The 26008-nt window shown below is 66.5% G+C and carries 23 protein-coding genes; 10 read left to right on the top strand and 13 right to left on the bottom strand.

The window, feature by feature from the left end; all coding sequences use genetic code 11:
* The first annotated feature begins 28 nt into the window (after positions 1 to 28).
* The 6 genes from ACQPYM_RS23545 (at position 29) to ACQPYM_RS23520 (ending at position 5578) form a co-directional block, all read left to right on the top strand.
* Positions 29 to 1702 (top strand): ATP-binding cassette domain-containing protein, encoded by a 1674-nt coding sequence (locus ACQPYM_RS23545; RefSeq protein WP_433003601.1) that lies wholly within the window; start codon positions 29 to 31, stop codon positions 1700 to 1702.
* Between the two features lie 4 nt (positions 1703 to 1706).
* Positions 1707 to 2219: a MauE/DoxX family redox-associated membrane protein gene (locus ACQPYM_RS23540; RefSeq protein WP_433003598.1), complete on the top strand. Its 513-nt coding sequence runs from the start codon at positions 1707 to 1709 to the stop codon at positions 2217 to 2219.
* Positions 2216 to 2767: a hypothetical protein gene (locus ACQPYM_RS23535; protein WP_433003595.1), complete on the top strand. Its 552-nt coding sequence runs from the start codon at positions 2216 to 2218 to the stop codon at positions 2765 to 2767. Before ACQPYM_RS23540 ends, ACQPYM_RS23535 begins: the two co-directional genes overlap by 4 nt.
* 101 nt (positions 2768 to 2868) lie before the next feature.
* Positions 2869 to 4443: a hypothetical protein gene (locus ACQPYM_RS23530; protein WP_433003592.1), complete on the top strand. Its 1575-nt coding sequence runs from the start codon at positions 2869 to 2871 to the stop codon at positions 4441 to 4443.
* 2 nt (positions 4444 to 4445) lie between these two features.
* The gene (locus ACQPYM_RS23525) at positions 4446 to 5165 is read left to right on the top strand and encodes a CehA/McbA family metallohydrolase (RefSeq protein ID WP_433003589.1); all 720 of its coding nucleotides are present in this window, start codon (positions 4446 to 4448) and stop codon (positions 5163 to 5165) included.
* Positions 5165 to 5578 carry a hypothetical protein gene (locus ACQPYM_RS23520; RefSeq protein ID WP_433003586.1) on the top strand — a complete coding sequence of 138 codons (414 nt, stop codon included), beginning with the start codon at positions 5165 to 5167 and terminating at the stop codon, positions 5576 to 5578. The genes ACQPYM_RS23525 and ACQPYM_RS23520 overlap by 1 nt, the downstream gene beginning before the upstream one ends.
* A 182-nt stretch (positions 5579 to 5760) precedes the next feature.
* Here the strand turns inward: ACQPYM_RS23520 and ACQPYM_RS23515 are convergent, their stop codons facing one another.
* Positions 5761 to 6618 carry an aminoglycoside phosphotransferase family protein gene (locus ACQPYM_RS23515; RefSeq protein ID WP_433003584.1) on the bottom strand — a complete coding sequence of 286 codons (858 nt, stop codon included), beginning with the start codon at positions 6616 to 6618 and terminating at the stop codon, positions 5761 to 5763.
* Between the two features lie 151 nt (positions 6619 to 6769).
* Between ACQPYM_RS23515 and ACQPYM_RS23510 the strand changes: the two genes are divergently transcribed.
* Both ACQPYM_RS23510 and ACQPYM_RS23505 read left to right on the top strand, forming a co-directional pair.
* Positions 6770 to 7381, top strand: coding sequence for a hypothetical protein (locus ACQPYM_RS23510; protein ID WP_433003581.1), 612 nt, complete (start codon positions 6770 to 6772; stop codon positions 7379 to 7381).
* A complete protein-coding gene (locus ACQPYM_RS23505; RefSeq protein ID WP_433003579.1) occupies positions 7330 to 7578 on the top strand; it encodes a hypothetical protein in 249 nt (82 codons plus the stop codon). Before ACQPYM_RS23510 ends, ACQPYM_RS23505 begins: the two co-directional genes overlap by 52 nt.
* An 83-nt stretch (positions 7579 to 7661) precedes the next feature.
* On the opposite strand, the gene ACQPYM_RS23500 is transcribed toward ACQPYM_RS23505, so the two are convergent.
* The 12 genes from ACQPYM_RS23500 to ACQPYM_RS23445 all read right to left on the bottom strand — a co-directional run bounded on the left by ACQPYM_RS23500 (position 7662) and on the right by ACQPYM_RS23445 (position 24803).
* Positions 7662 to 8918 (bottom strand): glucuronoxylanase, encoded by a 1257-nt coding sequence (locus ACQPYM_RS23500; RefSeq protein WP_433003576.1) that lies wholly within the window; start codon positions 8916 to 8918, stop codon positions 7662 to 7664.
* 22 nt (positions 8919 to 8940) lie between these two features.
* The gene (locus ACQPYM_RS23495) at positions 8941 to 9813 is read right to left on the bottom strand and encodes a hypothetical protein (RefSeq protein ID WP_433003573.1); all 873 of its coding nucleotides are present in this window, start codon (positions 9811 to 9813) and stop codon (positions 8941 to 8943) included.
* A gap of 68 nt (positions 9814 to 9881) precedes the next feature.
* Positions 9882 to 11414: a family 43 glycosylhydrolase gene (locus ACQPYM_RS23490; protein ID WP_433003570.1), complete on the bottom strand. Its 1533-nt coding sequence runs from the start codon at positions 11412 to 11414 to the stop codon at positions 9882 to 9884.
* Positions 11415 to 11464: 50 nt separating this feature from the next.
* A complete protein-coding gene (locus tag ACQPYM_RS23485) occupies positions 11465 to 13399 on the bottom strand; it encodes an Ig domain-containing protein (RefSeq protein WP_433003567.1) in 1935 nt (644 codons plus the stop codon).
* Positions 13400 to 13408: 9 nt separating this feature from the next.
* Positions 13409 to 14236, bottom strand: coding sequence for a carbohydrate ABC transporter permease (locus ACQPYM_RS23480; RefSeq protein WP_433003564.1), 828 nt, complete (start codon positions 14234 to 14236; stop codon positions 13409 to 13411).
* On the bottom strand, positions 14233 to 15132 hold the full coding sequence (locus tag ACQPYM_RS23475) for a carbohydrate ABC transporter permease (protein ID WP_433003561.1): 900 nt from the start codon (positions 15130 to 15132) through the stop codon (positions 14233 to 14235). Before ACQPYM_RS23475 ends, ACQPYM_RS23480 begins: the two co-directional genes overlap by 4 nt.
* A 4-nt stretch (positions 15133 to 15136) precedes the next feature.
* Positions 15137 to 16486 (bottom strand): ABC transporter substrate-binding protein, encoded by a 1350-nt coding sequence (locus ACQPYM_RS23470; RefSeq protein ID WP_433003558.1) that lies wholly within the window; start codon positions 16484 to 16486, stop codon positions 15137 to 15139.
* Positions 16483 to 19782 carry a discoidin domain-containing protein gene (locus ACQPYM_RS23465; protein ID WP_433003555.1) on the bottom strand — a complete coding sequence of 1100 codons (3300 nt, stop codon included), beginning with the start codon at positions 19780 to 19782 and terminating at the stop codon, positions 16483 to 16485. Before ACQPYM_RS23465 ends, ACQPYM_RS23470 begins: the two co-directional genes overlap by 4 nt.
* Positions 19783 to 19790: 8 nt before the next feature.
* A complete protein-coding gene (locus tag ACQPYM_RS23460; protein ID WP_433003552.1) occupies positions 19791 to 20591 on the bottom strand; it encodes a carbohydrate ABC transporter permease in 801 nt (266 codons plus the stop codon).
* Positions 20592 to 20603: 12 nt separating this feature from the next.
* A complete protein-coding gene (locus ACQPYM_RS23455) occupies positions 20604 to 21563 on the bottom strand; it encodes a carbohydrate ABC transporter permease (protein WP_433003549.1) in 960 nt (319 codons plus the stop codon).
* A gap of 34 nt (positions 21564 to 21597) precedes the next feature.
* The gene (locus tag ACQPYM_RS23450; RefSeq protein WP_433003546.1) at positions 21598 to 22878 is read right to left on the bottom strand and encodes an ABC transporter substrate-binding protein; all 1281 of its coding nucleotides are present in this window, start codon (positions 22876 to 22878) and stop codon (positions 21598 to 21600) included.
* The gene (locus ACQPYM_RS23445; RefSeq protein WP_433003543.1) at positions 22875 to 24803 is read right to left on the bottom strand and encodes a glycoside hydrolase family 127 protein; all 1929 of its coding nucleotides are present in this window, start codon (positions 24801 to 24803) and stop codon (positions 22875 to 22877) included. Before ACQPYM_RS23445 ends, ACQPYM_RS23450 begins: the two co-directional genes overlap by 4 nt.
* A gap of 36 nt (positions 24804 to 24839) precedes the next feature.
* On the opposite strand from ACQPYM_RS23445, the gene ACQPYM_RS23440 reads away from it, so the two are divergent.
* On the top strand, positions 24840 to 24995 hold the full coding sequence (locus ACQPYM_RS23440) for a hypothetical protein (protein WP_433003540.1): 156 nt from the start codon (positions 24840 to 24842) through the stop codon (positions 24993 to 24995).
* Positions 24992 to 25993, top strand: coding sequence for a LacI family DNA-binding transcriptional regulator (locus tag ACQPYM_RS23435; RefSeq protein ID WP_433003537.1), 1002 nt, complete (start codon positions 24992 to 24994; stop codon positions 25991 to 25993). The genes ACQPYM_RS23440 and ACQPYM_RS23435 overlap by 4 nt, the downstream gene beginning before the upstream one ends.
* The last annotated feature ends 15 nt before the right edge of the window (positions 25994 to 26008 follow it).

Below are 26008 nucleotides of genomic sequence, written 5' to 3'. Positions count from 1 at the left end.
GCGGAGTGTTGCTCGGGAGCCTCGGCGGTTGGCGCGGCTTGGGGTGGTTGCGCTGGTGGCGGCGGTGCCGGGGGTGGTCTCGGGACGTCTGGTGGCGCTGGCCGTGGATCGGGGCTTTCTGGGCGGCGGTGTGGCGATCGGCTTGGCTTGGTTGGGGGCGTGGGCCGTCGCGGTGATGCTGGGGTCGTTCGGCGCGCGCCGGGTGCCGGTGCGCTTGGGCGCGATCGTCGAACCCCTGCGAGACGAGCTGGTGACCAAGGTTGTGCGAGGAACGCTGGCGCAGGCCGCAGCCGGTGGACGCGGGGCGGACGCGGGGACCGTTGCTCGATTGGCCAAGCAGGTGGAGGTGGTGCGGGACAGTGCGGCTGGGTTGCTGCTTGGGGTGCAGCAGGTGGGGTTCGGAGTACTGGCGGCTGTGGGTGGGTTGTTCTGGTTGGCTCCGGTTGCTGCGGTGATCGTGGTGACGCCGGTGTTGTTGGCGTTCCTCGTGCTGGGGCGGTTGCTGGTCGGCTTGGTCGGGCGGCAGCAGGACGTGTTGGTTGCGGAGGAGCGGCTGGCGGCGTCGGTCAGTGAGACTGCGGGGGCGGTGCGCGACGTGGTGGCCTGTGGTGCTGAGGAGCGGGCGCTTGGCGAGATCGGCGACGTCATCGAAGCGCAGGCGGCGGCATCCCGAGCGCTTGCCCGGGCGAGCGCCTTGCGATCCGCGGTGGCCGCGATCGGTGGATACCTCCCGCTCGTCGTGTTAGTTGCCCTAGGCCCCTGGTTGATCCGCTCCGGCCGGTTGTCGATGGGCGAGCTGCTCGGCGCCGTCACCTACATCACCACCGGCCTCCAGCCCGCGCTCCGCGCCGCCGTCCAGTCGTTCGGAGGCTCCGGAATCCTCCTGGCCGTCACCCTCCACCGCCTCACCTCAGCCAGCCAGCTCCCACCCGAGACCAACGCCAGCCAACTCTCATCTGAGCAACTGGTGACTAGCAGCATGGCTCTCGATCTCAGGGTGCGCGGTCTTACCTTCGCCTACGGGCCTCACGCTGCCCCCGTCGTCGACGGCTTCGAGCTCGATCTCAACTACGGTGACCATCTCGCCATCGTCGGCCCGAGCGGCATCGGAAAGTCGACCCTGGCCGGTCTGCTCGTCGGCCTGACCCAACCGCAGCGCGGCACCATTCACCTCGGCGCCACCCCGCTCGCCGCGATCCCGCCGGCACAGGTACGGCGTACCTTCGCGTTCGTCCCCCAGGAGTCGTATGTCTTCACCGGCACCCTGCGCGAGAACCTCACCTACCTCCACCGGCACGCCACAGACGCCGACCTCGACAAGGCGGTCGACGCCATCGGCCTGCGCTCCGTCGTCGACCGCCTCGGCGGGTACGACGGCATCGCCGGACGTGACCTCAGTACCGGCGAACGTCAGCAGATCGCGCTGGCCCGGTGCTGGCTCTCGCCGGCCGAGGTCGTCGTCCTCGACGAAGCGACCTGCCACCTCCACCCGGCCGGGGAAGCCCAAGCCGAGAACGCGTTCCGGCACCGCCCCGGCACCGTGGTGGTCATCGCCCACCGCCTGAGCTCCGCGCTGAGAGCCGACCGCGTCCTCCTGCTGGACGGCACGACCCCGATGCTCGGCACGCACCAAGAGCTGATCACCCGATCCCGCCCGTACGCCGAACTCGTCGGCTACTGGGACGCCCCCGAACCGAGGTGACCTGATGGAATCCACCGGCCTGACCTTCCGCATCCTGCTCGGCGTGGTGTTCGCCGTCTCGCTGGCCGGCAAGCTCCGCGGAACCGGCGACTTCGTCGAGGCCACCCGCCGTCTCGTCCCTGTCCGCTTCGCCCGCTGGGATCGCCCACTGTCCGCTGCGGTTGCCGCGGTGGAGCTCGCGGTCATCGCACTGCTCGTGTTCCAGCCCACGGCCAGCTTCGTGCTCGCTTTCGGCCTCCTCGCGGCCTTCACCGTCGCGCTCGCCGCCGCGCTCCGGCGTGGCGAGACCGCACCCTGCCACTGCTTCGGACCAGGAGGTACGCCGCTCGGCCGCCGGCACCTCGGCCGCAACGCCGTCCTGCTCTCGATCGCGGCCCTCGGGCTCGCGTTCCCCGCCACGTCCCCGCCAATTGCCGAATTGTTGCCCGCCGCAACCATCGCGATCGCCGCCGCGCTGCTGGTGATCAGATTCGACGACCTGGTGGAGCTGTACCAACCACTGGGAGCCAACCGATGACTGTCGTCCTGACTGCCGTTTCCCTCGTCAACCTGCTCTTGCTGCTCGGCGTCATCCGCCGCGTCAACGACCTGGCCCGCCGGCCGAGCGCCCCGGCGCCGGGCTCGGCCCTGGCGCCGGGCTCGGCCCTCGCCTCGGCTCCGGCTTCGGTGGAGGCGCCGATGCTTCCCGCTGGGCATCGGCCGCCGGACTTCCGGGCGACCACGCTCGACGGCGCCGAGGTCTCCGGCCAGGAGTTGGTGCTCGTCGGCTTTCTGTCGCAGGGCTGCCGTCAGTGCCAGCAGGCAATGCCGAAGTTTCTGAAGGCTGCGCAGACCTCACCCGGCGGCCGGACCCGGGTCCTCGCCGTCGTCGTCGGCGATGCCTCGGCCGCTCAGCCCGAGGATTCCGCGAAGGCCCACCTCGCGAAGCTGAGCGAGGTGGCCCAGGTCGTCATCGAGCCGCGCAATGGCCCGGTGTCGGCCGCCTTCAAGGTCGGAGGCTTCCCGACGTTCTACCGCCTCAACTCCGGAGCAATCGCCGCCCACGGCGACAAAGCCCTCACCTGAGCCGGGCAGGGCCGCGTACCTCTGGGGTCGGCGGCGAAAATCGTGGGCCGGGTGTGGCTGGGGCTATTAGGCTCGGGGGTGGTCCACGATGAGGAGGTCTCGTGTTTCAGCCACTGCTGGCGTCCGCGACGAGAGCCGTTGAGAAACTTCGTGACATCGGTGAGCCGCTGCCCGACGATCTGACCAGCCAGCTGGCAAAGCTGGCCGATGACAGTCAGACCGACGCGGTCAGGGTCGCCAAGGTTGAGGAACTTCTACGCCCCTATGTCCTCGCCGATGTGCAGATCGATGAGCAGGGGCTGACTGCGGGTACGCCGGGTGCTGCGGAGCCACGACTCGTTCAGCACGGGTGGCGGAGCTTCCTGGTCCGGGTGGCGAACCCGCATCGGCTGCTAGGTGATTTGTCGGCGCCGTCGAATCATGTGCTCGGGCTGATCGACCACCACAGCCACGCGGCGCGAATCACGCTGCACGACACGTTGACCGTAGTACCGCGGATCGAGCGCAGTTGGCTGCAGGTGAAGCTCGCCGGCCCGACCGACGTGTCCGGCCTGGACGTCGAGTACAAGGTCATCAGCCTGTACAGCCGCGATGGCGGCAGCCGCAGCGGTGAGCTGACGTTCGTGCTGGCGGTGGAGGAGGAGACGGAGAGCCTGACCCGGCCCCCGGTCGCGAAGGCCGGCCAGCGGATGGGATTCGCGAGCCGTCAGTACGCCGCGACGTACGACTTCGATTGCCTGCCCGCTCGCGACATCCGGTTCGACGTACGGGAGCCGGACGGCAGCAGTACCGTAGCTGCGCTGACCGTCCGGGACTCCCAGCGGCGGGCGTACCCGTCGAAGGCGATGCGGCTGGCGCCGGACATGTTCTTCCACGAACACGTCTACCGGGCGACCGGCGAGTTCATCACGCTCCCGGCCGGTCAGTACGAGATCTCGGCCCGTCGCGGACCGGAGTACCGGGAGGTCCGCCTCGAGGTCGAGCTGTCGGCCGGCAGCGATGCGGTCACGATCGAGCTGGATCGCTGGGCCGATCCGGCCGCGCGTGGCTACTACTCGGGCGACCCGCACATCCACGCCGGCGGCTGCTCGCACTACAGCGTGCCGTCGGAGGGTGTGACGCCCGAGACGATGATCCGGCACGTTCGCGGCGAAGGGCTCTGGCTGGGCAGCGTGCTCACCTGGGGACCGTGTTACTACCACCAGAAGCAGTTCTTCAGTGGCGTGTCCATCAGCCCACGCGCCGAGCTGGAGTACCCCGCCATGCAGCAGGCCCAAGGCATGACGTGGGATCCGCAGGACACCGACCGCGACAGCCAGAGCCTGCTGCGGTACGACCTCGAGGTGTCGGGTTTCCCGTCCAGCCACTCCGGTCACGTCATCCTGCTCGGCCTCACCGACCAGGACTACCCCGGCACCCAGCTGATCGAGGACTGGCCGTCGTGGAACCTGCCGGTCATGCGCTGGGGCCACGCGCAGAACGCCCTGGTCGGGTACGCGCACTGCGGTGCCGCCTGGCGGTCGGAACCGAGGAGCTGCCGAACTACGTCATCCCGGGATTCCAGTCGATCGGTTCCAACGAGATCATCGTCGATGTTCCGCTCGGCGCCGCCGACTTCCAGTGCGGTGCCGAGTTCGCTCCCGCGGCCGAGCTCAACATCTGGTACCACCTGCTGAACGTGGGCTACCGCACTCTGATGCTCGGCGAGACCGACTATCCCTGCATCTACGACGACGGTCCGGGAGTCGGGCGCACCTACGTCCGGCTGCCTGAGGCACCGCAAGGTGAGCAGGCCTTGGAGGCGTGGCTCGGTGGGCTGAAGGAGGGCCCGTCGTACTTCGGCGACGGTCGCAGCCACGTCTACGACTTCGCCGTCGACGCCGACACGGCCCGGGAGCACGCAGCCGACGCTCCGGGACCGGTCCGGGTGACCGCGACGGTCGCGGCCTGGTTACCCGAACAGCCACCAGCGCCGCCAGCGGCAGGCCGGCCGGTGTACTCCGCACCTGTCGGCTGGCATCTCGAACGGTCGCGTGTCGGCCAGTCCCGCAAGGTGCTTGTCGAGGTCCTGGTCAACGGCGTACCGGTCGGTGCGCAGGAGTTGCTTGCTGACGGCAACGAGCACGCGATCGAGTTCGACGTGGACCTGGAGCGTTCGTCCTGGATCGCGCTGCGGATCCTGCGCAGCGTCCACACCCAGCCGATCTTCGTCGAGATCGCCGGCCGCCCGATCCGGGCGTCGCGGCGCAGCGCGCAATGGTTGCACGACTCGGTCGACGCGCTGTGGAAGGCGAAGGCCGGCTTCATCCGCGAGACCGAACGACCGGCGGCGCGGGAAGCGTACGACGCTGCACAAGCCACCTATCTGGTCCGGCGCGACGAATGCGAGGTGGACTGATGGTTCACGGCGAACCAGCGGGCTGTTGCGCGCCGGTCGACACCACCGCACCGCTCTCGGTCACGATCAACCCGGAGGCAAGGGTGAACGTCGCCCGGACCGGGAGCCGCGTGCGGAGCTTGGCCATCGGCGAGTGGCACACGATCGACTTCCCGATCGTCAACACCGGCTACGTGACAGGCCAGCTGGTGATCGAGGCCGACCCGGTGTCCGATGTCGACCTGGACCTTCCGGCACACGAGCTGACCGGCGAACCACGCCAGGAGGGTGCCGTCCGGGTCCGCTTCGACGTACCGACGATCGTGGATGTCACCCTGACCTTCCGCGCCCTCAGCGCCCTAGGAGGCCTCGCCACCCACAGCTCCCTGCACCTCATCCTCCGGTCGCATGTTGCTCGCCTCCCAATTGTGTAGGGCCTATGGGCGTTGGTAGGGGAGGGGCTGGAGGGTGGGCCAGCGGGTGCGCATGACGTCGCCCAAGGCTGCGCTGAGCCGGCCGAGATGTGAACTGGCCCATCCGGCACCAGAGCGGCCCAGAGCAGGAGCGACGTAGGAGCGAGTGCGGCGAACGCGTGGGGGCCGGTGTTCTTTTGCGATCAGGTGGGGGAGGGGACTCGCATTAGGTCGTGTAGCCAGTGGTCGAGGCGGTCCAGCTCTGTGGGTGATCCGAACATGGGCTTCTTTCCCGGTGGTGGGAGGAAGCCGACGGCGTCCATCACCAGCCAGTACTTCTCGATCGTCCGTCCGGTCAGTGCGGCGTAGCGTTGCAGGAAAGTTCGGGCGGGGTCGGGGCCGAATGCCAGGGCGAGGTTCGTTGCGGCGTGGCCGGCGTCCAGCCAGGCGGGGCCTGTTGAGGTTTCTACCCAGTCGACAACGCCGGTGATTTCGCTACCGTTCCACAGGAGGTTTCGGTGGCTGTAGTCGCGGTGCAGGAACGTCGGTTGGTACGACGGCCGCTCTTCTGCGAGTACGTCGAATGCGCGCTGCCAGGAACCAGCGTGTTTCGTCCAGGCGGGCAAGATCCACTTTGCTTCCCACGCCCACGATTGGTATGCGCGGAAGGGTTTCGCCGGCTTGACCTCGTGGATGGCGGCCAGGAGCGTTGCCATCGCAGTCATATCGACCTCGCCGACCTCAGCCGCGGGGTTGCCTGGCAGGCGCGACATCAGGTGGGCAGCGACCCCGGTATGCCGCCCTTCCGCGTCCAACCCCAGGCTCACGGGTGCCGGTACAGGCGTGTCTTCGAGTTCCTGCAGGGCGGATGCTTCTCGTTCGGTGAGAGCTGACCCGTGTGCTTTCCAGGGTTCGTTGGTCATCAGCCGGAGTACAGACCGTCGCCCTGTCGCGTCGGTCAGAGCGAGCATGGTGGAGGTCAGACCTCCCGAGAGCTCGGAGGCGTCAATGATCCGCGCCCCCAGCACAAACTCGCTCCACACCAGTCCATCGGTACGCATGCACCGCAATCTAGTGCCCGCCCACGGTCAGGTGTCCGTTATCGGTCATACGGTGTGCAGTCGAGTGGCTACTTACCGTTGACTTCGGTGGAGGGTCGAGGTCAGACTCTGCGGGACGGAAAGCGTTTCCCCCGCCCCCTTGGAGAATGCCATGACGTTCGATCGACGGAGGTTTCTGCTCGCCACCGGTGCTGCGATTGCTGGTGCCGGAGTTGTTGGCACCAGGCCCGCGCACGCCCGTGCCCAGGCGTGGGAAACGGTGATCGGCACGAACACGTTCGCCGGTTATTCGGCCCTCGAGTCCACCTGGAACTACCGGTATCCGTGGGGATCCGACCACAACGGCACCGCGCGGATGTACGCGAGCGCGAGCGATCACAACCACGTCTACCTTCAGTCGGGTGGCGTCCTGGTGCTCAAGGCGTCGCGGATCAACTGGAACGAAGGCAACAGCAGCAAGGACCCGTACCTGCCGATCCGCTACCACTCCGGCGCGATCCACTCGAAGCTGCGGGTGACGGTCAACGACCAGTTTCCGGAGTGGGAGGTCAAGGGAGACTTCCAGGCGCCGTCCGCCCGCGGTACCTGGCCCGCGTTCTGGCTGACCGGCGCTAACAGCTGGCCGCCCGAGAGCGACATCCTGGAGTACAAGGGCGATGCCGCAACTGGTTCAACACGTACGACGGCGGCTGGGACAACACCATCGTCCCGGTGTCGAATCCCGGCGGCTGGCACACGTACCGCGCGTGGATCACCAAGGTGAACGCGGCCGACGTCGACATCCACTACTACCTGGACGGCCAGTGGGTCGGCCGGCACCGCGGCTCGAACTTCGTCGGCAAGCCCATGAACATCATCATCAACCTCCAGATGGAAGGTGCCTCCGGCAGTTCAGGGCCGACCGGAGACACCTACTACCGCGCCCGCAACATCTACGTAGGCCGCACCAACACCGCCTGACCGCTGATGCGTAGTACGCGAACGGCGTGCGGTGAGAGCGCTAGCCGAGCGGTACGGCGGGCGCTCTCACCGCGAGCTGCTGATCAACCCGCGACGAAGGTTTTGATGCTGTACGCCGGTAGCTGGGTGTCGAAGGAGCCGTTCGCCATGGTGACGGTCGAGTCCGCGGCCAGCGTCCGGTTCGCGGTCGTCACCCAGGTCGAGACCGTCGCGGCCGTGGTGGCCCGGATGGTGAAGGGCTGGGTCACCGCCGACGAGTTCTTGTTGACGGCGACGATGACGATCCGGGATCCGTTCTTGAACGCGGTGATGAAGACGTTCGCCGCCGGCTTCGCGGTCGCGGTGATCCGGAAATATCCAGGCCGGACCCACTTCGAGAAGTGGGCCATGTTGGCACCGCGTTTGCTGATCCGCCCGTCCTCGCGCATCGGGCCGTACGAGCGGCGGATGTACCACCACACGTACGTCTGGAACCGGCCGTCCACCAACGCGCGGTGCATGTGTTCACCCACGTCGAGTGCCTGCGGCCAGAGGTCGCCCGAGTCACTGCTGTTCGGGTGATAGACCTCCGTCATCCACAGCTCCTTGCCGGCGCCCTTCTCGCGGAAGAGTGGGTAGGGGAGGTCAGCGGACCTGGTGCCGTAGAGGTGAGCGCCGAGGATGTCCACGTTCGCCAGCGCCGCGGGATCCTGCAGGATGGGGTCGGAGGCGTTCTTGCGGTACTGGAACGACTCGGGCGCGATCACCCTGGTGTTGATCGCACCGGCGTTCTCCCGGAGGAACCTGACCATTTCGGCCGGCGTCCACGCCGTCCAGTCGTGCGCGTAGTCCGGCTCGTTCTGCACCGAGATCCCGTACAGGGTCGTTCCGTTGGTGCGCATGAAGGTGGCGAAGTCGTTCAGGTGCTGGGCATACGCGCCGTACGCGTTGTAGCGGAGCCGCTTTCCGCCGGAGAAGGTCTCGGTCATCGATGCCGGCGGGTTCCACGGCGAGGCGAAAACCTTGGCTCCGAGTTCGCTGGCACGCCGGGCGGTGGCGACCTGGCGACTCCAGTCATCGCGGTTCTCGGGGACAGGGATGCGCAGTACGGTGAAGCCCAGCTGCCCCGCGCCGTTGCCGAAGGCCGTCTCCCGCTGCTCGGCGGTGAGGTCAGGGATCCAGCCGGGGTGGTTCATCCCGCCGAAGCCCTGGATCTTCTGCTGCACGATCGACGGTTCGACGACCACCCGGGTCGCCGCGGCAGCAGGAGGTGCTGTCACCGCCAGCACCGGTAACGAGGCGCCGGCGGCCAGCAGCGACCGGCGACGCAACAAAGGCGAGTTCGAGTCTTTGGGGTCCATGAATTCTCCAGTCCCTTAGTTCTCAGTAGCCGTAGCGGTTCTTGAGGTGGCGCCACCAGTCTCGGAACATCCAGGCGTCGAATTCGGTGATGTGTGCGGCGCTCCCGGCCTTCATCAGGAAGCAGCATTGGCCGGTGGGAGTCCAGTCATAGAAGTCGTCGAGTCCGAAACTGTGTCCCATTTCGTGCAGGAGAATGTGGATGTTGTCCGAGTTGAGGTTGTTGACGTAGTACTCACTGCCGATGCGTTGGCCCCAGTCGCCGCCGGCGCCGCCGTTCATTCCCGCGGTGAGCCACAAGGACATGTCGTAGTGGCGGGCGACCCCACCCGGACATTGGGGATACTGGCCGTTCTGGTTGAAGAAGCGGCCGCAGGCGGGTGCGCATTGCGGCGCGCCCTCGCGGATGTCGTTCACGTAGATGTCGACCGAGTTGTCGTTCCACTGCAACGTCGACCGGTTGCGGACAGCCCAGCCGACCACCTTGACCGGCACTTGCTGGTAGGGCCACTTGTTGTGCCCGGCCATCAGATCCATCCACTTCGTGAACTGCCTCGCCAAGGTGGCGTGCACGCGGTCCCGCAGTGCGGCGGTCACCGGTGCGTTGGAGTCCCAGCGGACGCAGTAGTTGATGTAGCCACGGTTGGCCATGATCTGATCCCAGCCGTAGTTGCGAAAGCCGTAGAGGTTGCCGTAGGTGGCCTCCTGATGCCGCCACACCTCGTCGAGCGGCCGCACCAGGTGAGCAGGCGGACTCCAAGTGGGCGGAGCAGCCGTCGGCGAATGGGCAGCCTCGACCGCCGCGGCGGCCTGGAACGGTACCAGCAGTGAAGCCAGTAGGCCGAGGAGAACGAGGATTCGGCCGGTGGTCCGGCGACGCCTTGGGAACCTTTGCATGATTACTCCTTCATGGGGCGATGGAGGGCGTTCGTGCTACCAGAGAAGAGTCAGTGCTGCGGAAAATGTCAGGAGGCAGGCTCGCCCGAAGGTGCCGGGAGTACCGTGCCGGCCGCGACCGGTCTGCCGAGGTTCGGTGTGCCGTCCGCGTTCCAGGTGAACTTCTGTGCCCGGGTGCTGCGGTTGATATCGCAGCCTCCGCCGGTGGAGGTATTGGCGTGATAGGTCATCCAGTCCTCGGTACCGTCGGGCGACTTGAAGAAATTGCCATGACCAGGGCCGTAGACACCCGCGGCATCGTTGCGGGAGAAGATCGGGGTGGACTTCTTGACCCACGACGAGGAGTTGAGCGGATCGCCGCCGTTGTAGGTGAGCAGGCCGAGCTTGTACTCCGGGGTCGAGCAGTGGCTGGCCGAGAAGACGACGAAGGTTTGCCCGTTGCGCTTCAGCACCACGGCCCCTTCGTTGACCGCGCCGCCCACGGTCTCCCAACTGTGTGTCGGCGTGGACAGGATGCGACGGGTACCGCTGGCCGTCCACGGGTTGCTCAACGGCCGGATGAAGTTCGGCTGTGAGCCGTTGTAGAACGTCCCCAGCAGGTAGAGCCGACCGTTGAGCTCGAGGATGGTGCCGTCGAGTTCCCAGGTGTTGTTGGCGACCGGATCCAGCAGGGAGGCCTTGAAGGTGTACGGGCCCATCGGATCGGTGCCCGCGCTCTCCAGGACGTGAATCCGCTGGGTTGGCAGGAAGTCCTGCACGTTCTGGCCGGCGGTGAAGTAGAGGTACCACCGCGGGCCGTTGGGTCCATTGAGCAGATGGAGCTCGGGCGCCCACATGTTGCAGCACGCGGTGGGATGACCGCTCAGGTTGTACACGACCGTGTCCGGCGCGGTGGCGATTCCCGCCAGCGTGCGCGAGCGGCGCATCGTGATGGTCGAGTTCCACGTGGTCGTGACGAGGTAGTAGTACCCGTTGTGGAAGGTCAGGTGCGGGTCGGGACCCCTTGGCCTGATGGGGTTGGTGTAGGTGTTCGCGCTGCCGCCGTCGGCGATGTGGCCGGGGAGCCGCCACACGCGGACGCCTGCCGTACTGCACGGCGCCTGCACCAACTCGGTGCTGTTGGCGGTAGCGCCACTGAGTGGGGCGACGCACTTTCCGGAGTGGACCGCCACGATGTTGAACGTCTTGTCGGTTCCGCTGATGGTCACCGGTTGCAGGCGGAAGTTCTGGTTGCTGCCGTTGTGGCAGGTCCATTGGAGAATTCTCGCGTCGTCCGTGGTGGCTGCGCCTTGCACGTCGAGGCAGCTACCGCCGGTCAAGGTACGGATCTGGTACTGGCCGGCCGCGCCGGCGACCGGTGTGAAAGTGAAGCTCTGGTTGGCCGCGCCGCTGCAGGACCAGAGGATCAGCCGGGTGCCGTTGTCCGGGTTGCTGTTCGGGATGTCAGCACAGTTGCTGCCAGCAACGTTCACGGCGGTGCTGGTGAAAGTAGCCGCAGTCGCCTGGGCCGACGACGATCCACCGTGGAGCACGGGCATCATCGCGGCCGCGAATACCACGGCGAGCATCCGCTTGGTTCGACGCAACACACCTTTTGTCATGGTCGTAGCTCCTCTTCGGCGGGCCTGGCCGGGTTTGAGTTCACGTCGCCTCATAAGCGCCACACCTTGACTTCGAGCAGGCCGACCGAGCTGGTTCCGGTGCTCTGCAGTACTGCTCTGAGCCGGGTGGTGTTCACGCTGGTGAAGGTGACGGTGTTGTACTGATTGGCTGTTGCTGGATAGCCGCTCGCGCCGGGTACGTCGACGTACGCGGTGCCGTTCCAGTACTGGAGTTTCCACGACGATGGCAGGTCGACACCTTGACCGTCGTCGAAGAAGTAGACCTGTGCGCGGCTGACGTCCTGGGCGGCAGGCCAGGTAAGTTCGGCCCATTGCTGACCGGTCTCCGGCCAGGTGCCCCAGCGGTTGCCTTGGTTGGGCGAGCCGATGTTGGAGCTTGCCGGCTCGTCGCCGTTGTTGATTGCAGCGCAGCTTTCCCAGGACGAGGTGTACGAACACGATGCCGTTGCCGTCAAGGCAAGGTTGCTGCCGCCACCTCCACTGCCGACGGTGAGTTGGAAGGTCCGCGTCACCGGCGCGGTCTGCGGGTCGTAGTCGCGCAACTCGACGGTGAACGAGTAGCTGCCGGCTGTGTTCGGCGTACCGCTGATCGCGCCGGTGAACCGGTCGAGGCTCAGTCCTGGCGGCAGCGAGCCGTTGGTGACGCGCCAGTCGTAGAACGGAACGCCGCCCTTGGCCTTCAAGGTCTGCTGGTAGGCCTGGCCCGGGGTGGCCGCCGGCAGGTTCGTGGTGATGATCTCGGGCTTCAGGAAAGGGGTCAGGTTGCGGTTCAGCGTCCAGCCGGCGTTCTCCGCGATCAGCAGGGCGAGCTTGGTCAGCATCCACCGGCGGGTCGGGAAGTAGTGGCTCCATCCGCCGCTCTGCCCGCTGAGCCGGTCCCAGTACGGTTCCGTGCCCGGAACGTGATAGCTGCTGTCCAGCGGCACCACGCGGCCCTGGTAGTTGGTCACCTCGGGGTCGTTGGCTCCGCCGTTGCCGACGTAGTTGCGCATTCCGTCCCACTGGCTGCTGAAGGCGACGCCGTGACCGAACTCGTGCATCATCAGGCCGTGGACGTCCAGGACGGAACCGCCGATGTCGGTCTTGTACCAGTCCTCGTCCGCCAGTGAGGTGAAGAGAGTTTTGCTGGCCTCGTCGTACTCTAGGATGGTCGCGATGGACCGGTGGATCGGTCCGGGCACTCGGACCCCGTTGCGGGTGTGGTAGCGGCCGTTGGTGGACGGGAAGCCGGTGGAGTACGGTCGCTGGATTCCCCGGAAGTGCACGTACATGCCGTTGTACGCCGCGTTGTTGGTGGCGGTGACGCCGTTCTGCCAGTCGTTGCCCGGTAGGTGGATCGGGTCGGCGCCGGCCGGCACGGTGTCGAACGGCTGGAGGTCGAAGAAGCGGAACCAGTCCTTGACCGCCTCCTCGGAGGCCTGCCGCACTCCCGCGTTGCCGAAGTATCCGGTGATGTTGTCGTGGCGGTAGTCGAAGGCGATCGGGATGCTCGGCTCGAGCGCGGCCTTCTGGTCCTGCTGCACGCGGATGGGCATGCTCTGCGTGTGGGTGGCGCCGTTGTCGGCCCGGGTGGTCAACCGCAGGGTGTGCAGTTCGTCGGTACCGGCGCCGCGCTTGGAGTGGATCGCCAGTTTGAAGGTCTTGCGTTCCGACGAGTTGGCGAAGGTCAGGCGTTTGGTGGCGCCGCTGGCCGTCAGCTCGCTGGGCAGATCCATCATCAGGCGAGAGGTGCCCTCCGCCTTGAGGTCGATGGTGACGGGATACGCGACGTCGGGCGGCGGGGCCACGGTCAGCTGGATGTACGGGTTGGCCAGGTAGCCCTCCCAGTCGACCAGCTTGACGCCGTAGTCGTTGATGACCCGGCCGAACCGGTCGATGACCTGCACGGTGGGTGCGGCGTGCGCGCTGACGGAGAGAAAGGGAGCCAGGATGACGAGGACCAGGGCGGTGATGACTCGTTTCATGGTGCGACCTCAGTTCTTGATGCCGGTGAGTGTGACTCCTTCGATGAAGTAGCGCTGCAGGAAGAAGAACAGCGCGACGATCGGGGTGATGACAGCGGCCGACGCGGCCATCAGGTATCCCCACTGCGTGATGTAGATGCTCTGGAAGGAGGCGAGACCGAGGGAAAGCGTGTACTTCTCCTCGTCGTTGAGATACAGCAGCGGCCCGAGGAAGTCGTTCCAGGTGCCGATGAAGGTGAAGATGGTGACGACGATGAGGGCGGGTTTGGACAGCGGCAGGATGATCGTCCAGAACACCCGCCAGGGGGAGGCGCCGTCGGTGTAGGCCGCCTCGTCGAGTTCGAACGGAATGGTCAGGAAGAACTGCCGTAACAGGAAGACGTTGAACACTCCGCCGCCCGCGCCGGCGAACCAGCTGGGCACGGTCAGCGGCGCGATGGTGTTCAGCGCGCCGAGTTCCTGCCACATCACGAAGGTCGGGATCAGGGTGACCGCGTAGGGCAGCATGACGCTGCTGAGCAGGACCGCGAAGACGACGTTGCGACCGCGCCAGCGCAGCCGGGAGAAGCTGAACGCGGCGATCGAACAGGTGAGCACGGTGCCGAGGACACTGATCACGGCGATGACGACGGTGTTGACGAAGTAGCGTCCGAAGGGCTGGGCCGTGAGTGCCTCGGTGAAGTTGGACCACTGGAACGGATCGGGGATCCATTCCGGCGGCGCGATGAACATCTGGCTGTCCTGCATCAACGCGCTGCGGACCAGCCACACGAAAGGCAGCAGGGTCGGCACCGCGCCGGCGGCCAGCGCCAGATAGAGCAGTGGCCGGCCCTTCATCGGGCGTCCGCCATCTCGTAGTACACCCAGCGGCGAGCGTTGCGGAACAGCAGGAAGGTGACGAACACGATGATCATGAACAGCACCCAGGCAAGGGCACTCGCGTATCCCATCTCGCCCTCGGAGAAGGCCTTGCGGAACAGGTAGTAGACGTAGAACAGCGTTGCGTTGTTGGGGCCTCCCTCCGTCATCACATAGGCCTGGTTGAAGACCTGGAACGTGCCGATGACGCCGACCACGAGGTTGTAGAAGATCGTCGGTGTGAGCATCGGCAGGGTGATGTGCCAGAACCGCCGCAACGGACCGGCTCCGTCCACGGACACCGCTTCGTACAGATGTCGCGGAACGCCCTGCAACCCGGCCAGGAAGATGACCATCGTGTTGCCGAAGCCCCAGGTGCTCATCACGATCAGCGAGGGAATGGCGGTGTTCTCCGCGTAGATCCACATCCCGGTCGGCAGCCCGCCCTGGCGCAGCAGCGAGTTGAGCAGCCCGAAGTCGGGGTTGAAGATCCAGATCCACAGCACCACGTTGGCGATCGCCGGTACCAGCGTCGGCAGGTAGAAGATCGTCCGCCAGACCGGCAGCCCGCGGACCCGCTGATTGAGCAGCATCGCCACCGCGAGGGCGACGATCAGCATCAGCGGGACCGCGCCGAGCGTGTAGTAGGTCGTCACGCTCAACGACTTCCAGAACAGCTCGTCGTCCAGCAGTGCCCGGTAGTTGCCCGCGCCGGCGAAGGACGGCGTGCCGCCGATCTGCCAGTCGGTCAGGCTGAAGCCGAGCGAAGCGATCATCGGGCCGGCCGTGAAGATCAGGAAGCCGAGGACCGCCGGCACAGCCAGGAGCACGCCCCATCGCTGCTCCACCCGCTGCTGACCCGACCCGCGGCGCATGGCGTCACAACTCCTGGTTGTGGTGCCAGCCCTGCATCAGCCGGGTGATCTTCGGGGTGACCGCCTTGAGAACCTCGCCGGCGCGCCGCTTCCCGGTCTCGATCTCCTGGAGTGCCGGGGTCAGTGCGTCACTGGCGATCGCCGACAGGTTCTTCAGCCGCACCCGCAGGTCCGGAACGCTGTGGTCGCGGGCATAGTCGACGACGGCGGTGCGGAACTCTGGCTGGTGGACGTCGTTCTTGGTCCAGGAGTCGATCGCCGCCTGGTCCTCGTAGTACTTGCGCTCCTGCGGCATCCAGAGGCCCTGCTGATAGAGGTCCACGTACTGCGGATCGATGTGGAAGGCGAACAGCTCGATCGCTTCCTCCACGTGTTTGCTGCCCGCGAAGACCGCCGAGGCGCCCGCGACCTGGCTGGTCGTGTAGGGCTTGTCGTACTTGGGCAGCACGCCGATGCCGTAGTCCACCTTGGCCTGGTGCATGTCGAGCAGGCTCCAGTGACCATCGACGACCATCGCCACGCGTTTGGTCTTGATCAGCACATTCGTCCCGGGCACGTCGTCGCCGGTCGCCGCCAACTGGCCCGGCCCGGGCGCCACCCGGTGCTTGTAGATGAGGTCCTGCAAGTTCTGGAAGACCTCGACCGCTTCCGGTGTGTCCAGCAGGCACCTCGTGCCTTTCGCGTCGGCGAAGTCCGCGCCGTTGCTGCGCAGGAATCCGTACCAGGCTGCGGCGTAGGTGATGCTGGTGGAGATGCCGAACTGCCTGACCCGCTTGGGATCAAAGCCGGACTCGTCCGGATGCTTGCCGTTCTGGTCGACGGTGAGCTTGTACGCGTTGCTCACCAGGTCGTCCCAGCTCCAGGCCTTGGCGGCCTCGGCCGGCGGCGGCTCGATACCGGCCTCCGCGATTGCGGACTTGCTGTACCACAACAGCTCGATCTCGTTGGCCGTCGCTACGCCGTGCAGCTTGTCCCGACCGTGCCACAGATAGGCGTCCGGCAGATAGCCCTTGAGTTGCGGGTACTTCTCCAGGTACGGGTAGAGATTGACCAGCTTTCCCTGCCCGGCCAGGCGGAACGACATCGCCATCGGTACGTAACCGACATCGGGTACGGCGCCGCTCGCGACCAGCGTCTGGAGTTTGACGTCGTACTCGTCGGCGGTGAAGCGGGGCTCGACCTTGACGCCCGGGTTCTTCTGCTCGAAGGCCGTCAGCATCTTCTCGACGGCCTTCTGCTCGAAGGTCGAGCCCCAGTACATGAACTCGAGGTGGGCCTCGCTGCCCGGTGATTCGCTGTCGCAGGCGGCCAGCGCAGCAAGACCACCGAGAGCGAGGAACTGGCGTCTTCTCATGACTTGAAGGCTTTGATTTCGAGGAGGCCGACGGAGTTCGTGCCGTTGCTTTGCAGGACTGCTCTGAGTCGCGTGGTGTTGACGCCGGTGAAGGTGACGGTGTTGTACTGGTTGGGCGTTACCGGATAGCCGCTTGCTCCGGGGACGTCGGCGTAGGTCGTGCCGTTCCAGTACTGGAGCTTCCAGGTCGAAGGCAGGTCGATGCCTTGACCGTCGTCGAAGAAGTACACCTGTGCGCGGCTGATGTCCTGGGCCGCGGGCCAGGTGAGTTCGGCCCATTGCTGACCGGTCTCCGGCCAGGTGCCCCAGCGGTTGCCTTGGTTGGGGGCGCCGATGTTGGAGCTTGCCGGCTCGTCGCCGTTGTTGATCGCGGCGCAGCTTTCCCACGCCGACGTGTACGAGCAGGACGCCGTCGCCGACAAGGCAACGTTGGACGGCGGCTGTACGCCGCCGCGGTTGAACACCTTCAGCTCGGTGAGGCCGACCTTGGCTCCGCCGGCGTTGGTTGCCAGCATCCGCACCCGTTGCGCCGTCACCGCGGTGAACTGCACCTTGTTGAGGTTGCCCTGTGGCTCGGCAGGCGACTTGACCTGGTTGGTGACCGTCACCCAGGCCGAGCCGTCCCAGTACTGGATCTGGTACGACGACGGTGCTCGATAGGTACCGTTCTGCGGCCTGCTGTCCCGGAAGTGCAGCCACACCTCGTTGAACGTTCTCGCCGTACCGAAGTTGATCTCGTACCAGTCCTGGCTGTTCGGCGATCCACCGGCACCCCAGAACGGCTCGTTGATGGGGAAGCCGTCGCGCGCGGCCGCGATGCTGGTGCCCGAGCCAGTGTGCGACGCCGAGGCGGTGCCCGTCGGCGCGAGGTTGGTCAGCTCCGCCGTCAGGTCGACGCCGGCTTTGGCCAGCATGTCCACCATCCGCGGCTCGGTGTGCCGTACCTGCAGTGGTGCCTGCATCGTCGGCGCGGCACTGTTGTAGAGCACCTGGGCGCTGGTACTCACCGCGCCGGTGGCCGGGTTGTAGGTCAGCGGCGCCAGTTGGTTGATGGTCGCCCGGCGTACGCCGTTAACGAAGATCGAGTACCCCTCGGGGACACCGGGATAGCGAACGACGCCGTCAGCGGGGTCGTCCCAGACGATGCTCAGGTCGCTGTTGCGGTACCGCAGGTTGTTGACGGCGAAGTGCGACCAGCCGATGTTGATCGGGGACAGCTCGACCTGGGCGTCGTTGCGCGGTCGCAGGCCGGCCACATCCTCCACGATGGTGAAGTTGGACGAGCCGAGAATGTTGTGGTGGATCCAGGACCGGTAGGTGATCGACGAGCCGTTCCAGTCGGCCCAGAACTCGTTCGCGTCCGGCCATTGCGCGTTGCCGTCGATGTACTGCGCCCAGGCGTTCCAGTACAACAACTTCTTGTACCACTCGGTGTTGATCCACTGGTTCGGATAGTTGCGCAGTACCGACGACAGGAGCCGGAACTGGACCGTGGAGTTGATGGTCGAGAAGTTGTTGCTCCCCGTACCGGAGGCGGCCTTGTCACGCTGGTTGGCGGTGTAGAACGGGAAGATCGGGTACTCCGCGGCGTCGGCGTACAGCCGGAGCGCCTCCTTGTACTGCGCCGTGTTCGGGATGGCGCCGACCGCGAACGGGTAGTAGTTGTTGATCTCCTTCCAGGGGTTGAAGGCTCCGTCGGGGTAGCGATGCTCGAGCAGCCGCCGGCTCGGGTTCCACAGCACGTTGGTCAGCGAGGTGCCGATCTGATCGGCCAGGGTGTTCATCTCGCCGGCCTTGGCCGTGTTGCCGAGCGCCGAGTACGCCTGGGCTGCCGCCCGGGCACCGCTGTACTGGTACGCACCCTCGGCCCGGTCCATCCGGCCCGGACGCCAGTGGAAGGAGACGGCGTCGGCGTCGTTGCCGGTCATCGCGCCCCAGTCGTACTCGAGAATCTTGTTGTTGTTGCTGTCGAAGGACGACAACTGACCCTTGATGTCCCGCTCGGCGTAGTGCGCCAGGTTGCCGGCGATGCCAGGTTGCCCACCATGGATCTGGTAGCTCTTCCAGGCCGCCTCGGCGACGTACTGCGTGTAGCTGTTGGACCAGTTCTCCGGATCTCCGGGGTTGTCCATGAACCGGCCGTTGCGCGACACCTGGCCCACCGACAGCCACGGGCCGTAGGACCAGGTCGGGTTGCGCAGGTACTTGAGGTCGTCGATGTGCATCGGCTGGGTCAGCACGATGGCGTTGTTGTAGCCCAGCACACCTTCCATCGACGTCGGGAACTGGAAGGTCTGTCCCGGGATGTCGGCGTCCAGGTGGTTGTAGCGCATCAACCACCAGCGGTAGTAGATGTTCTTCTTGATCGCCGCCACCGGGACATCCATGTAAGGCACGTTGTCGGCCCACCACTTGTTGTACTCGCGGACGTGGGTGCTGAACGCGGCGGACGGCGTCTGGCCGCGGTACGCGGTGTACTCGCTTTGCGACTCGGGGATCTCCTTGGTGATGAAGCCCAGTTGCACCTTGACCGTCACCGACTGGCCGGCAGCCAGCGTGACCGAGCGGTTCAGTCCTCCGCTCGACACGGCGAAGCCGTCGCCGGACAGTCGCGGAGAGAGCGTGGTCAGGCCGTTGTAGGCGTTGACCTGGCCGGTGAGCTCGCTTCCGCTGCCCGAGGTGGCGTAGGGGGAGGTCGCCCGCAGGTCGAGCGTGGCCGAGCCGCTGCCGCCGTTGGTCAGGGTCACGTTGGTGACCGCGACGTTGTTGTGGGTGATGAACTTCGAGACGTTCGCCCGCAGCGATCCGTTGGTGTGCACGCTCTTCCAGTGGCTGGGGGCCTGCCAGCGTTGGCTCGGCTGCTCGGTCCAGGTGCCACCGGAGATCGAGATGGCATACGCGTTCTGGTCGTTGATGCTCTCCCAGTACGCCACGTGGCCGCCGAAGCCGATCACCGACGGCGTGTGCGTCTTCATGAACAGCGCGCGGCCGCGGGTCATCAGCCACGTGCCCGCCGGGTCGTTGCCCGGCCGCGCGAGGAGCCGGTCCATCCAGAAGTCGGTGCCGGAGCTCTCGGCGTCGTAGATGGACCGCATCATGTTGCCGGTGCTGTAGCCGACCGGTGGCTGCGGAATCGCCGGTCCGCCGAAACTCGGGTAGCCGATGTGCTCGGCGGCGGCCTGCAGGTCGGCTGACGTTTTGGCGGCGGCAGTACCGGAGACAGCAGCGCCGGTGACCAGGACAGCCGAGAGACCGAGCGCCACCGCGCAGCGGAGACGGCCTGTTGAGTGTCTCATGTGGTGCCTCACCCCTTCAGTGCTCCGGAGCTGAAACCCCGGACATAGTTGCGTTGCATGACGGCGAACAGCACGAGGCAGGGGACGGCCATGAAGACGACGCCGGCTTCCAGCGCGGCGTAGTCGATGGAACCGTGACTGGCGGTTCGCAGGTTCACCACGGCCAGGACCGTGGTGAACTTGTCGGTCGAGTTGAGCAGGATCAGCGGGGCGAAGAACTCGCCCCACGAGACCAGGAAGGCGAACAGCCCGACGGTGACCACGCCTGGGCGCACCGCGGGCAGCATGATCCAGATCAGGGTCCGGATGGTCCCGCAGCCGTCGATCTGCGCGGACTCCTCCAGCTCCCGTGGTACCGCCTCGAACGAGTTGCGCATCATGAACACGCTGAACGGCAACTGGAACATGATCAGCACCAGGCTCAGACCCAGCAAGGAGTTCTCCAGGCCCAGCCAGCCGAGCAACACGTAGAGACCGATCAAGATGGTTGCGTAGGGCACCATCAGGATCGCCAAGGTCAGCAGGAACAGCAGATCGCGTCCCGGGAACCGGAACCGGCCGAACGCATAGCCACCCAGGGTGGAGACGAACAGTGTGCCGCCGACCGTGAGCGCACTGACTGTCACGCTGTTGAGTACGTGCTGCGGACGGACCCCGTTGTCGGAGGTGAACAGCCGCGTGTAGTTCACCAACCCGAAGCCGCTGCCGGTGCGGAGCGAGGCCCAGCCGCTCCACACCAGCGGCGACAGGAACAGGATCGCCAGCGCGGCGGCCGTGATACCGAAGCCCCATTCCCGCTTCATGCTCATCGGCCTGCCTCCTCAGTGGGTACGGCGGCGCAGGACGCCGAGCTGGATGACGTTGACCGCGACCAGGACCACGAGGAGCGCCACCGAGATGGCGGCCGCGGAGCCGAGATCCAGCCGGATGAACGCCTCCCGATAGATGGCCATCACCAGCGAGGTGGTGCTGTTGTCCGGCCCGCCCCGGGTGAGAATCCAGAACTGGTCGAACGCCAGTAGGGAACCGGTGGTCATCACGGTCAGCACCAGTGCGATGGTGGGACGCATCAGCGGCAGCGTGATGAGGCTGAAGGTCTGCCACCTGTTGGCGCCATCGATGCGAGCGGCTTCGTACAGCTCGAGCGGGATCGCCTGCAGTCCGGTCAGCAGGATCAGCATGTTGAATCCGGCGAACCGCCACAACACCAGCACAACGGCAGACGTCAGCGCCGAGGTTGGGCTACCTGAGGTCCAGGAGATGTAGCCGTCGACGACGCCGAGCCAGCGCAGCAGCTGATTCACCAGGCCGATCTCGTCGCTGAGCAGGCCGAGAAACAGCAGGGAGGCACTGGCGAAGCCGACTGCCATCGGCAGCATGATCGCCGTACGCAGGAGACCGACTCCGCGCCGCCGGCGCTGCACGAGCAGAGCGAGTCCGAACGAGACGGTGAACAAGAGCACCGTCAGGACGAGGGTGTACTTCAGGGTGAACCACGCCGCCTGGCTGACCAGGGCGTTGTCGCTGATCCGCGCATAGTTGTCCGGCGCGTTGAACGTCGGCGTACCGAGCAGCGGCCAGCGGTGCAGGGACATCCAGCCGATCAGCACCAGCGGGGTGAGGAAGAGCAGTACGACGATGACCGCGGTCGGACTGGCATAGGCGGCGCCGGCCCAACTCCGGCGCCGCCTTGCTCGGCCGGGCGATCGATTTGTCTGGCGCTGCGAGTTGAGGTGATGCGGTGGGGTCAGGACGCGCCGGGGCGGGCTCGTTACCGACATCCTCACTGCCTCCTTGCCGGTTCTGGGGTGGCTGTCAGCCCTGCTGAAGCGACTTGGTGATGGCGCTGTTGCCGCTGCGCAAGCTGGTGCCGGCGTCGCCGAACAGCGCGCCGCGCACCGTTTGCAGCCAGGGGCTCTGGGGGTCGTTGAAGGAGGCGTTGAAGTTCTTGGCATAGGGCGTTCTGCCCTTGGCCACCAGGCTGTTGATGGTTACCAGGCGCGGTGCTTCCTTCGAGTACTTGTTGGCAGCCAGATCGGTGCGGACCGGCACGCCCTTGTTCTTGGCGACGACCTCGCCCTGCGCGTCGTCCGAGAGGGTCCAGGCCAGGAAGTCCCAGGCCTGTGCCTGCTTGCCGCTGGTCGCGCCGATGCCGATCGAGTCGCCTCCGATGAAGGTGGACTCGCCGCCGTCGATACCGGGAATCGGGGCGACGCCCATCTTGACGCCCTTCTCCTCGATCAGTCCGAGCCAGACGGACGGACCGGGCGCGATGCCGACCTTCCCGCTCTGCAGAGCGCCGAGCCAGGTCGGGCCGGCTTCGTCCCTGGACGCCGGCGCGGCCACGCCCTCCTCGTACAGTTTCCGGTACAGGGCGAAGACGTCCGTCATCTGCTGGGAGTCGACCGTCGCCTTGGTGCCTTCGGCATCCAGTACGTCGCCACCGGCGGCCCAGACCGACGGCCAGAAGGTGAACTCGACGCAGCCGCCGCAGTTGCCGCCGAAGTACGTCCCGTTGACACCGCCACCCAGCGCGTCGATCTTGCGGGCGTGCTCGGCAAACTCGGACAGGGTCTTGGGCGGCTTGTCAGGATCCAGTCCCGCCTTCTTGTACAGGTCGATGTTGTAGAGCATCACCGACAGGTCGACGGTGTGGGGGACGGCGTAGCTCTTGTCTTCCCAAGTGCCCGCGCGGACATGGCCGGGGGAGACCTTCTCCTGGTATCCGCTGGACTTGAACCGGTCGGTGACGTCGGCCCACAGACCTTGTGAGGCGTACTGCGGTGCGAACACGACGTCGGCAGCGAACAGGTCCGGCAGTGCCTTCGCGCCGGCGGCCGAGGCGAGCTTCGCCGGGTACTCCTCGTTCGGGTAGGCGGTGACCTGGACCTTGTTCTGGTGGGTCGCGTTGTACGCGTCGGCGAACGCCTTGGACACCGACTCGGTCGCCGCTCGGGTCCACAACGTCAGCGTGGTCCCGTCGTCGACACCCGCGGTGCCCGCTACTTCGGAAGGGTCGTCCGACCCGCCGCAGCCGGCGGTGGAGGCCACCAACAGCCAGCCTGCCGCCGCGACTGCCCATGCTTTGGGTATCACTGCTCGACTCCTTGATCCATCGGCGGTCGGGTTTCCTGTGCAGGCAGCCAGACCCGCATGATCGAAGGCCCGCTTCGGGCCCAACGGTGGTATGGCGTCAGCGGGATGCGGATCGGTGCCCTCGCTGGTGCCGGGGTGGCAACGGGGTAAGGCCATGGCTCGTCCGTCGGGTTCATCGCGGAGCCGGAGACGCTCAAGCCGCCCGCCACCCCTGGTTCGGTCGCCGGATCGACCGTGACGGTGTTCAGGTCCAGCTCGCCACCCGGCGACTCCGCGCAGAGCACCAAGGGGCCGAGCTCCACCGCGACACACCCCCGGATCGCGTCGATCCGCGGGTCGGGATAGGTGAAGCGCGGTTTCATCGGCAGCTCGAGGGTGATCAGATCGCCGGTGGCGAACTCGCGATACAGACTGGCGGACGGAGAGGGCTCGCCGTTGACGGTGACGTTGACCAGCGGTGCCCAGCTAGGCCGGCGCAACTTCAGCCGCCAGGGCCCGGGCGCCGTCTTGGTGACCCGGATCTGGACCACGCCGTCATCGGGATAGTTGGTGCTCATCCGGACAGCCACGCGGCGCCCGTCCGCAAGCCGGGTGTCGATATCGGCGCCGGCGTACTGATGGATACGTAGGCCGGCGTCGTCGACGGTGGCAACCCAGCTGTTCAGGCCGGCCAGCAGGCGCGCAATGTTGGGCAGGCAGCAGGACACCTCTCGCCATGCCGCCCGTTGTCCGCCTCCGACGGTCAGCTCCTCGGACTCGGTCGGCGCCGTCCGGGGCAGCGTGCGCTGATGCAACGTGTTGGCGTAGAAGAACGACTGACCGTCGTCGGAGATCGCCGTGGCCACGACGTTGAAGAGGACCCGCTCGATCACCTCGGCGTAGCGGTCCTCGCCGGTGGCCAACAGCAATCGCCAAGCCAGCATCGCCGCTGCCACGCCGGCGCACGTCTCCGAATAGGCTCGATCGGCAGGCAGTACGAAGTCGTCGCCGAACGACTCGTCGGCATGATGCGAGCCCATTCCACCGGTGAGGTAGGTGCGGCTGGCGAGCGTTCGGTCGAACTGGCCGGCCACGGTCTGCAACAGTTCCGCGTCACCGGTCTCGACCGCGACGTCCACGGCTCCACAGGCCAAGTACAGAGCGCGTACCGCGTGGCCGCGGAAGACGGTCGCCTCCCGTACCGGGATGTCGTCGCTGAAGTAGGCCGAGCCGAAGTGGTCCAGTGGCAGCGAACGCCGTCCACGCCGCTCGAGGAAGAGCGCCGCCTGATCCAGATAGCGTTGGGAGCCAGTGACGCGCGCCAGCTCCACCAGCGCGAGCTCGATCTCGGGGTGGCCGCAGATCCCGGGGTTTCCCCGCGGACCGAAAGCCTCGCAGATGTGGTCGGCCGCGGACCGGGCGGCCGGCAACAGCGCGGCGGCCTGCCCGGTCCGAGCGCCGGCAACGGCTGCCTGGATCAGGAAACCCATGCAGTAGAGCTCATGTCCCCACGCCAGATCGCTGTAGCGGGGACGCTGCCGAGGACCACCGAAGGCCGTGTGCAGGTAGCCGTCGCGGTCCTGTGCTCCCGCGACGGTCTTCGCCAGGAGGTCGATCTCTCGGGCCAGGTCTTCGCCTCGGGTCCGGCCGGCTTCCCAGCTCATCGCCTCGATCAGCTTGTACACCTCGGAGTCGGAGAACTCGCGACCCCGCCGGTCCACTCCGCGGCGGTCCTCGGCAGCCTGGCTGAAGTTGTCGATCCAGCCCAGTTTGCGCATCCAGCGCAGCGCGTGCGGAAGAGTCGCGGTGCGGTTGACCTGCTGGCGCCGCGCCCAGAAGCCTTCGGTGAGGCGCACTTCCCCCGACCCGAGCGGCCGGAGGACGCCGTTCGAGGGAACGACCGGCGCACCGGCCGTCGAGTCCGGCGTCTGCGTCGTCGCGGTCATCCAACACCTCCTGGCGGACTGGTGAAAGCAACGGTGATGACCGAAAACGTTTTCGGCAAGAGGTGCGCGGTGGTGAATGACGAAAACAGCGCCTGGTGGCGCAACGTCTTGACAGATGCGCCTGATGCGTCGACTCTGCCGAAAGGGAAACTGAAAGGAAGCCTGTGGGGAGACACCGATCGCAGGCGGTGACACTGACCCATGTCGCTCGCCTGGCGGGGGTTTCGGTAGCAACTGCGTCCAAAGCACTCAACGGCAAGAAGGAGGTTGCCCCCGGCACCCGTCTGCGGGTCATGCAGGCCGCCAACCAACTGTCGTTCCTGCCCAACGTGCTGGCTCGCAGCCTGATCTCCGGGCGCACCGGCACCATCGGCCTGCTCACCGACGAACTCGCCGGCCGCTTCTCCATGCCGATCCTGCTGGGCGCCGAGAACGCGCTTGCCAGCGAGCAGCTGTCGGTGCTGCTCTGCGACGCGCGCGGAGACGCGATCCGTCGCCAGCACTACATCCGCACCCTGCTGTCCCGGCAGGTCGACGGATTCATCATCGTTGGCGACAGCAACGACCTCCGGCCGTCCCTCACCCGGGACATCCCCGTGCCTGTTGTCTACGTCTACGGCCAGTCGACCGCCCCGGAGGACTTGTCCGTCCTCGCTGACGACGAGGGCGGTGGACGGCTCGCGATGGAGCATCTGGTCGCCTTACGTCGCCGGCACATCGCCCACATCACCGGCCCACACACGTATCGAGCGGCCCGTGATCGGGTTGTCGGACTGGAGGCAGTGCTGGCCGAAGCCGGGCTGCGGCTCGTCGGTGAACCGCAGTACGGCGAGTGGTCCCAGCGCTGGGGATGGCACGCCACCAGCATGCTCATCACCGCCCATCCGGAGATCGATGCGATCTTCTGCGGCAACGACCAGATCGCGGTCGGTGCCGCCCAACTCCTGCGGGAGCAGGGCCGGCGGATCCCGGATGACGTCGCCATCGTCGGGTACGACAACTGGGAGGCTCTCGCGGCTGACTGCCGCCCGCCGCTGACCACGGTGGACCTCAACCTCGAGCAACTGGGCGCGACCGCTGTCACGCACCTGTTCGCCGCCCTCGACGGCGGCACAGCCAGCGGAATCATCCGCCAGCCATGCCGCCTCGTAGTCCGCGACTCCACCGGCCCACTGCCGAACGGAAACTAGAGCCGTTCAGCCCGG

The organism is Kribbella sp. CA-294648 (genome assembly GCF_050943845.1).
Taxonomy (GTDB): Bacteria; Actinomycetota; Actinomycetes; order Propionibacteriales; family Kribbellaceae; genus Kribbella.
This window is presented reverse-complemented; position numbering and strand designations above follow the sequence as displayed.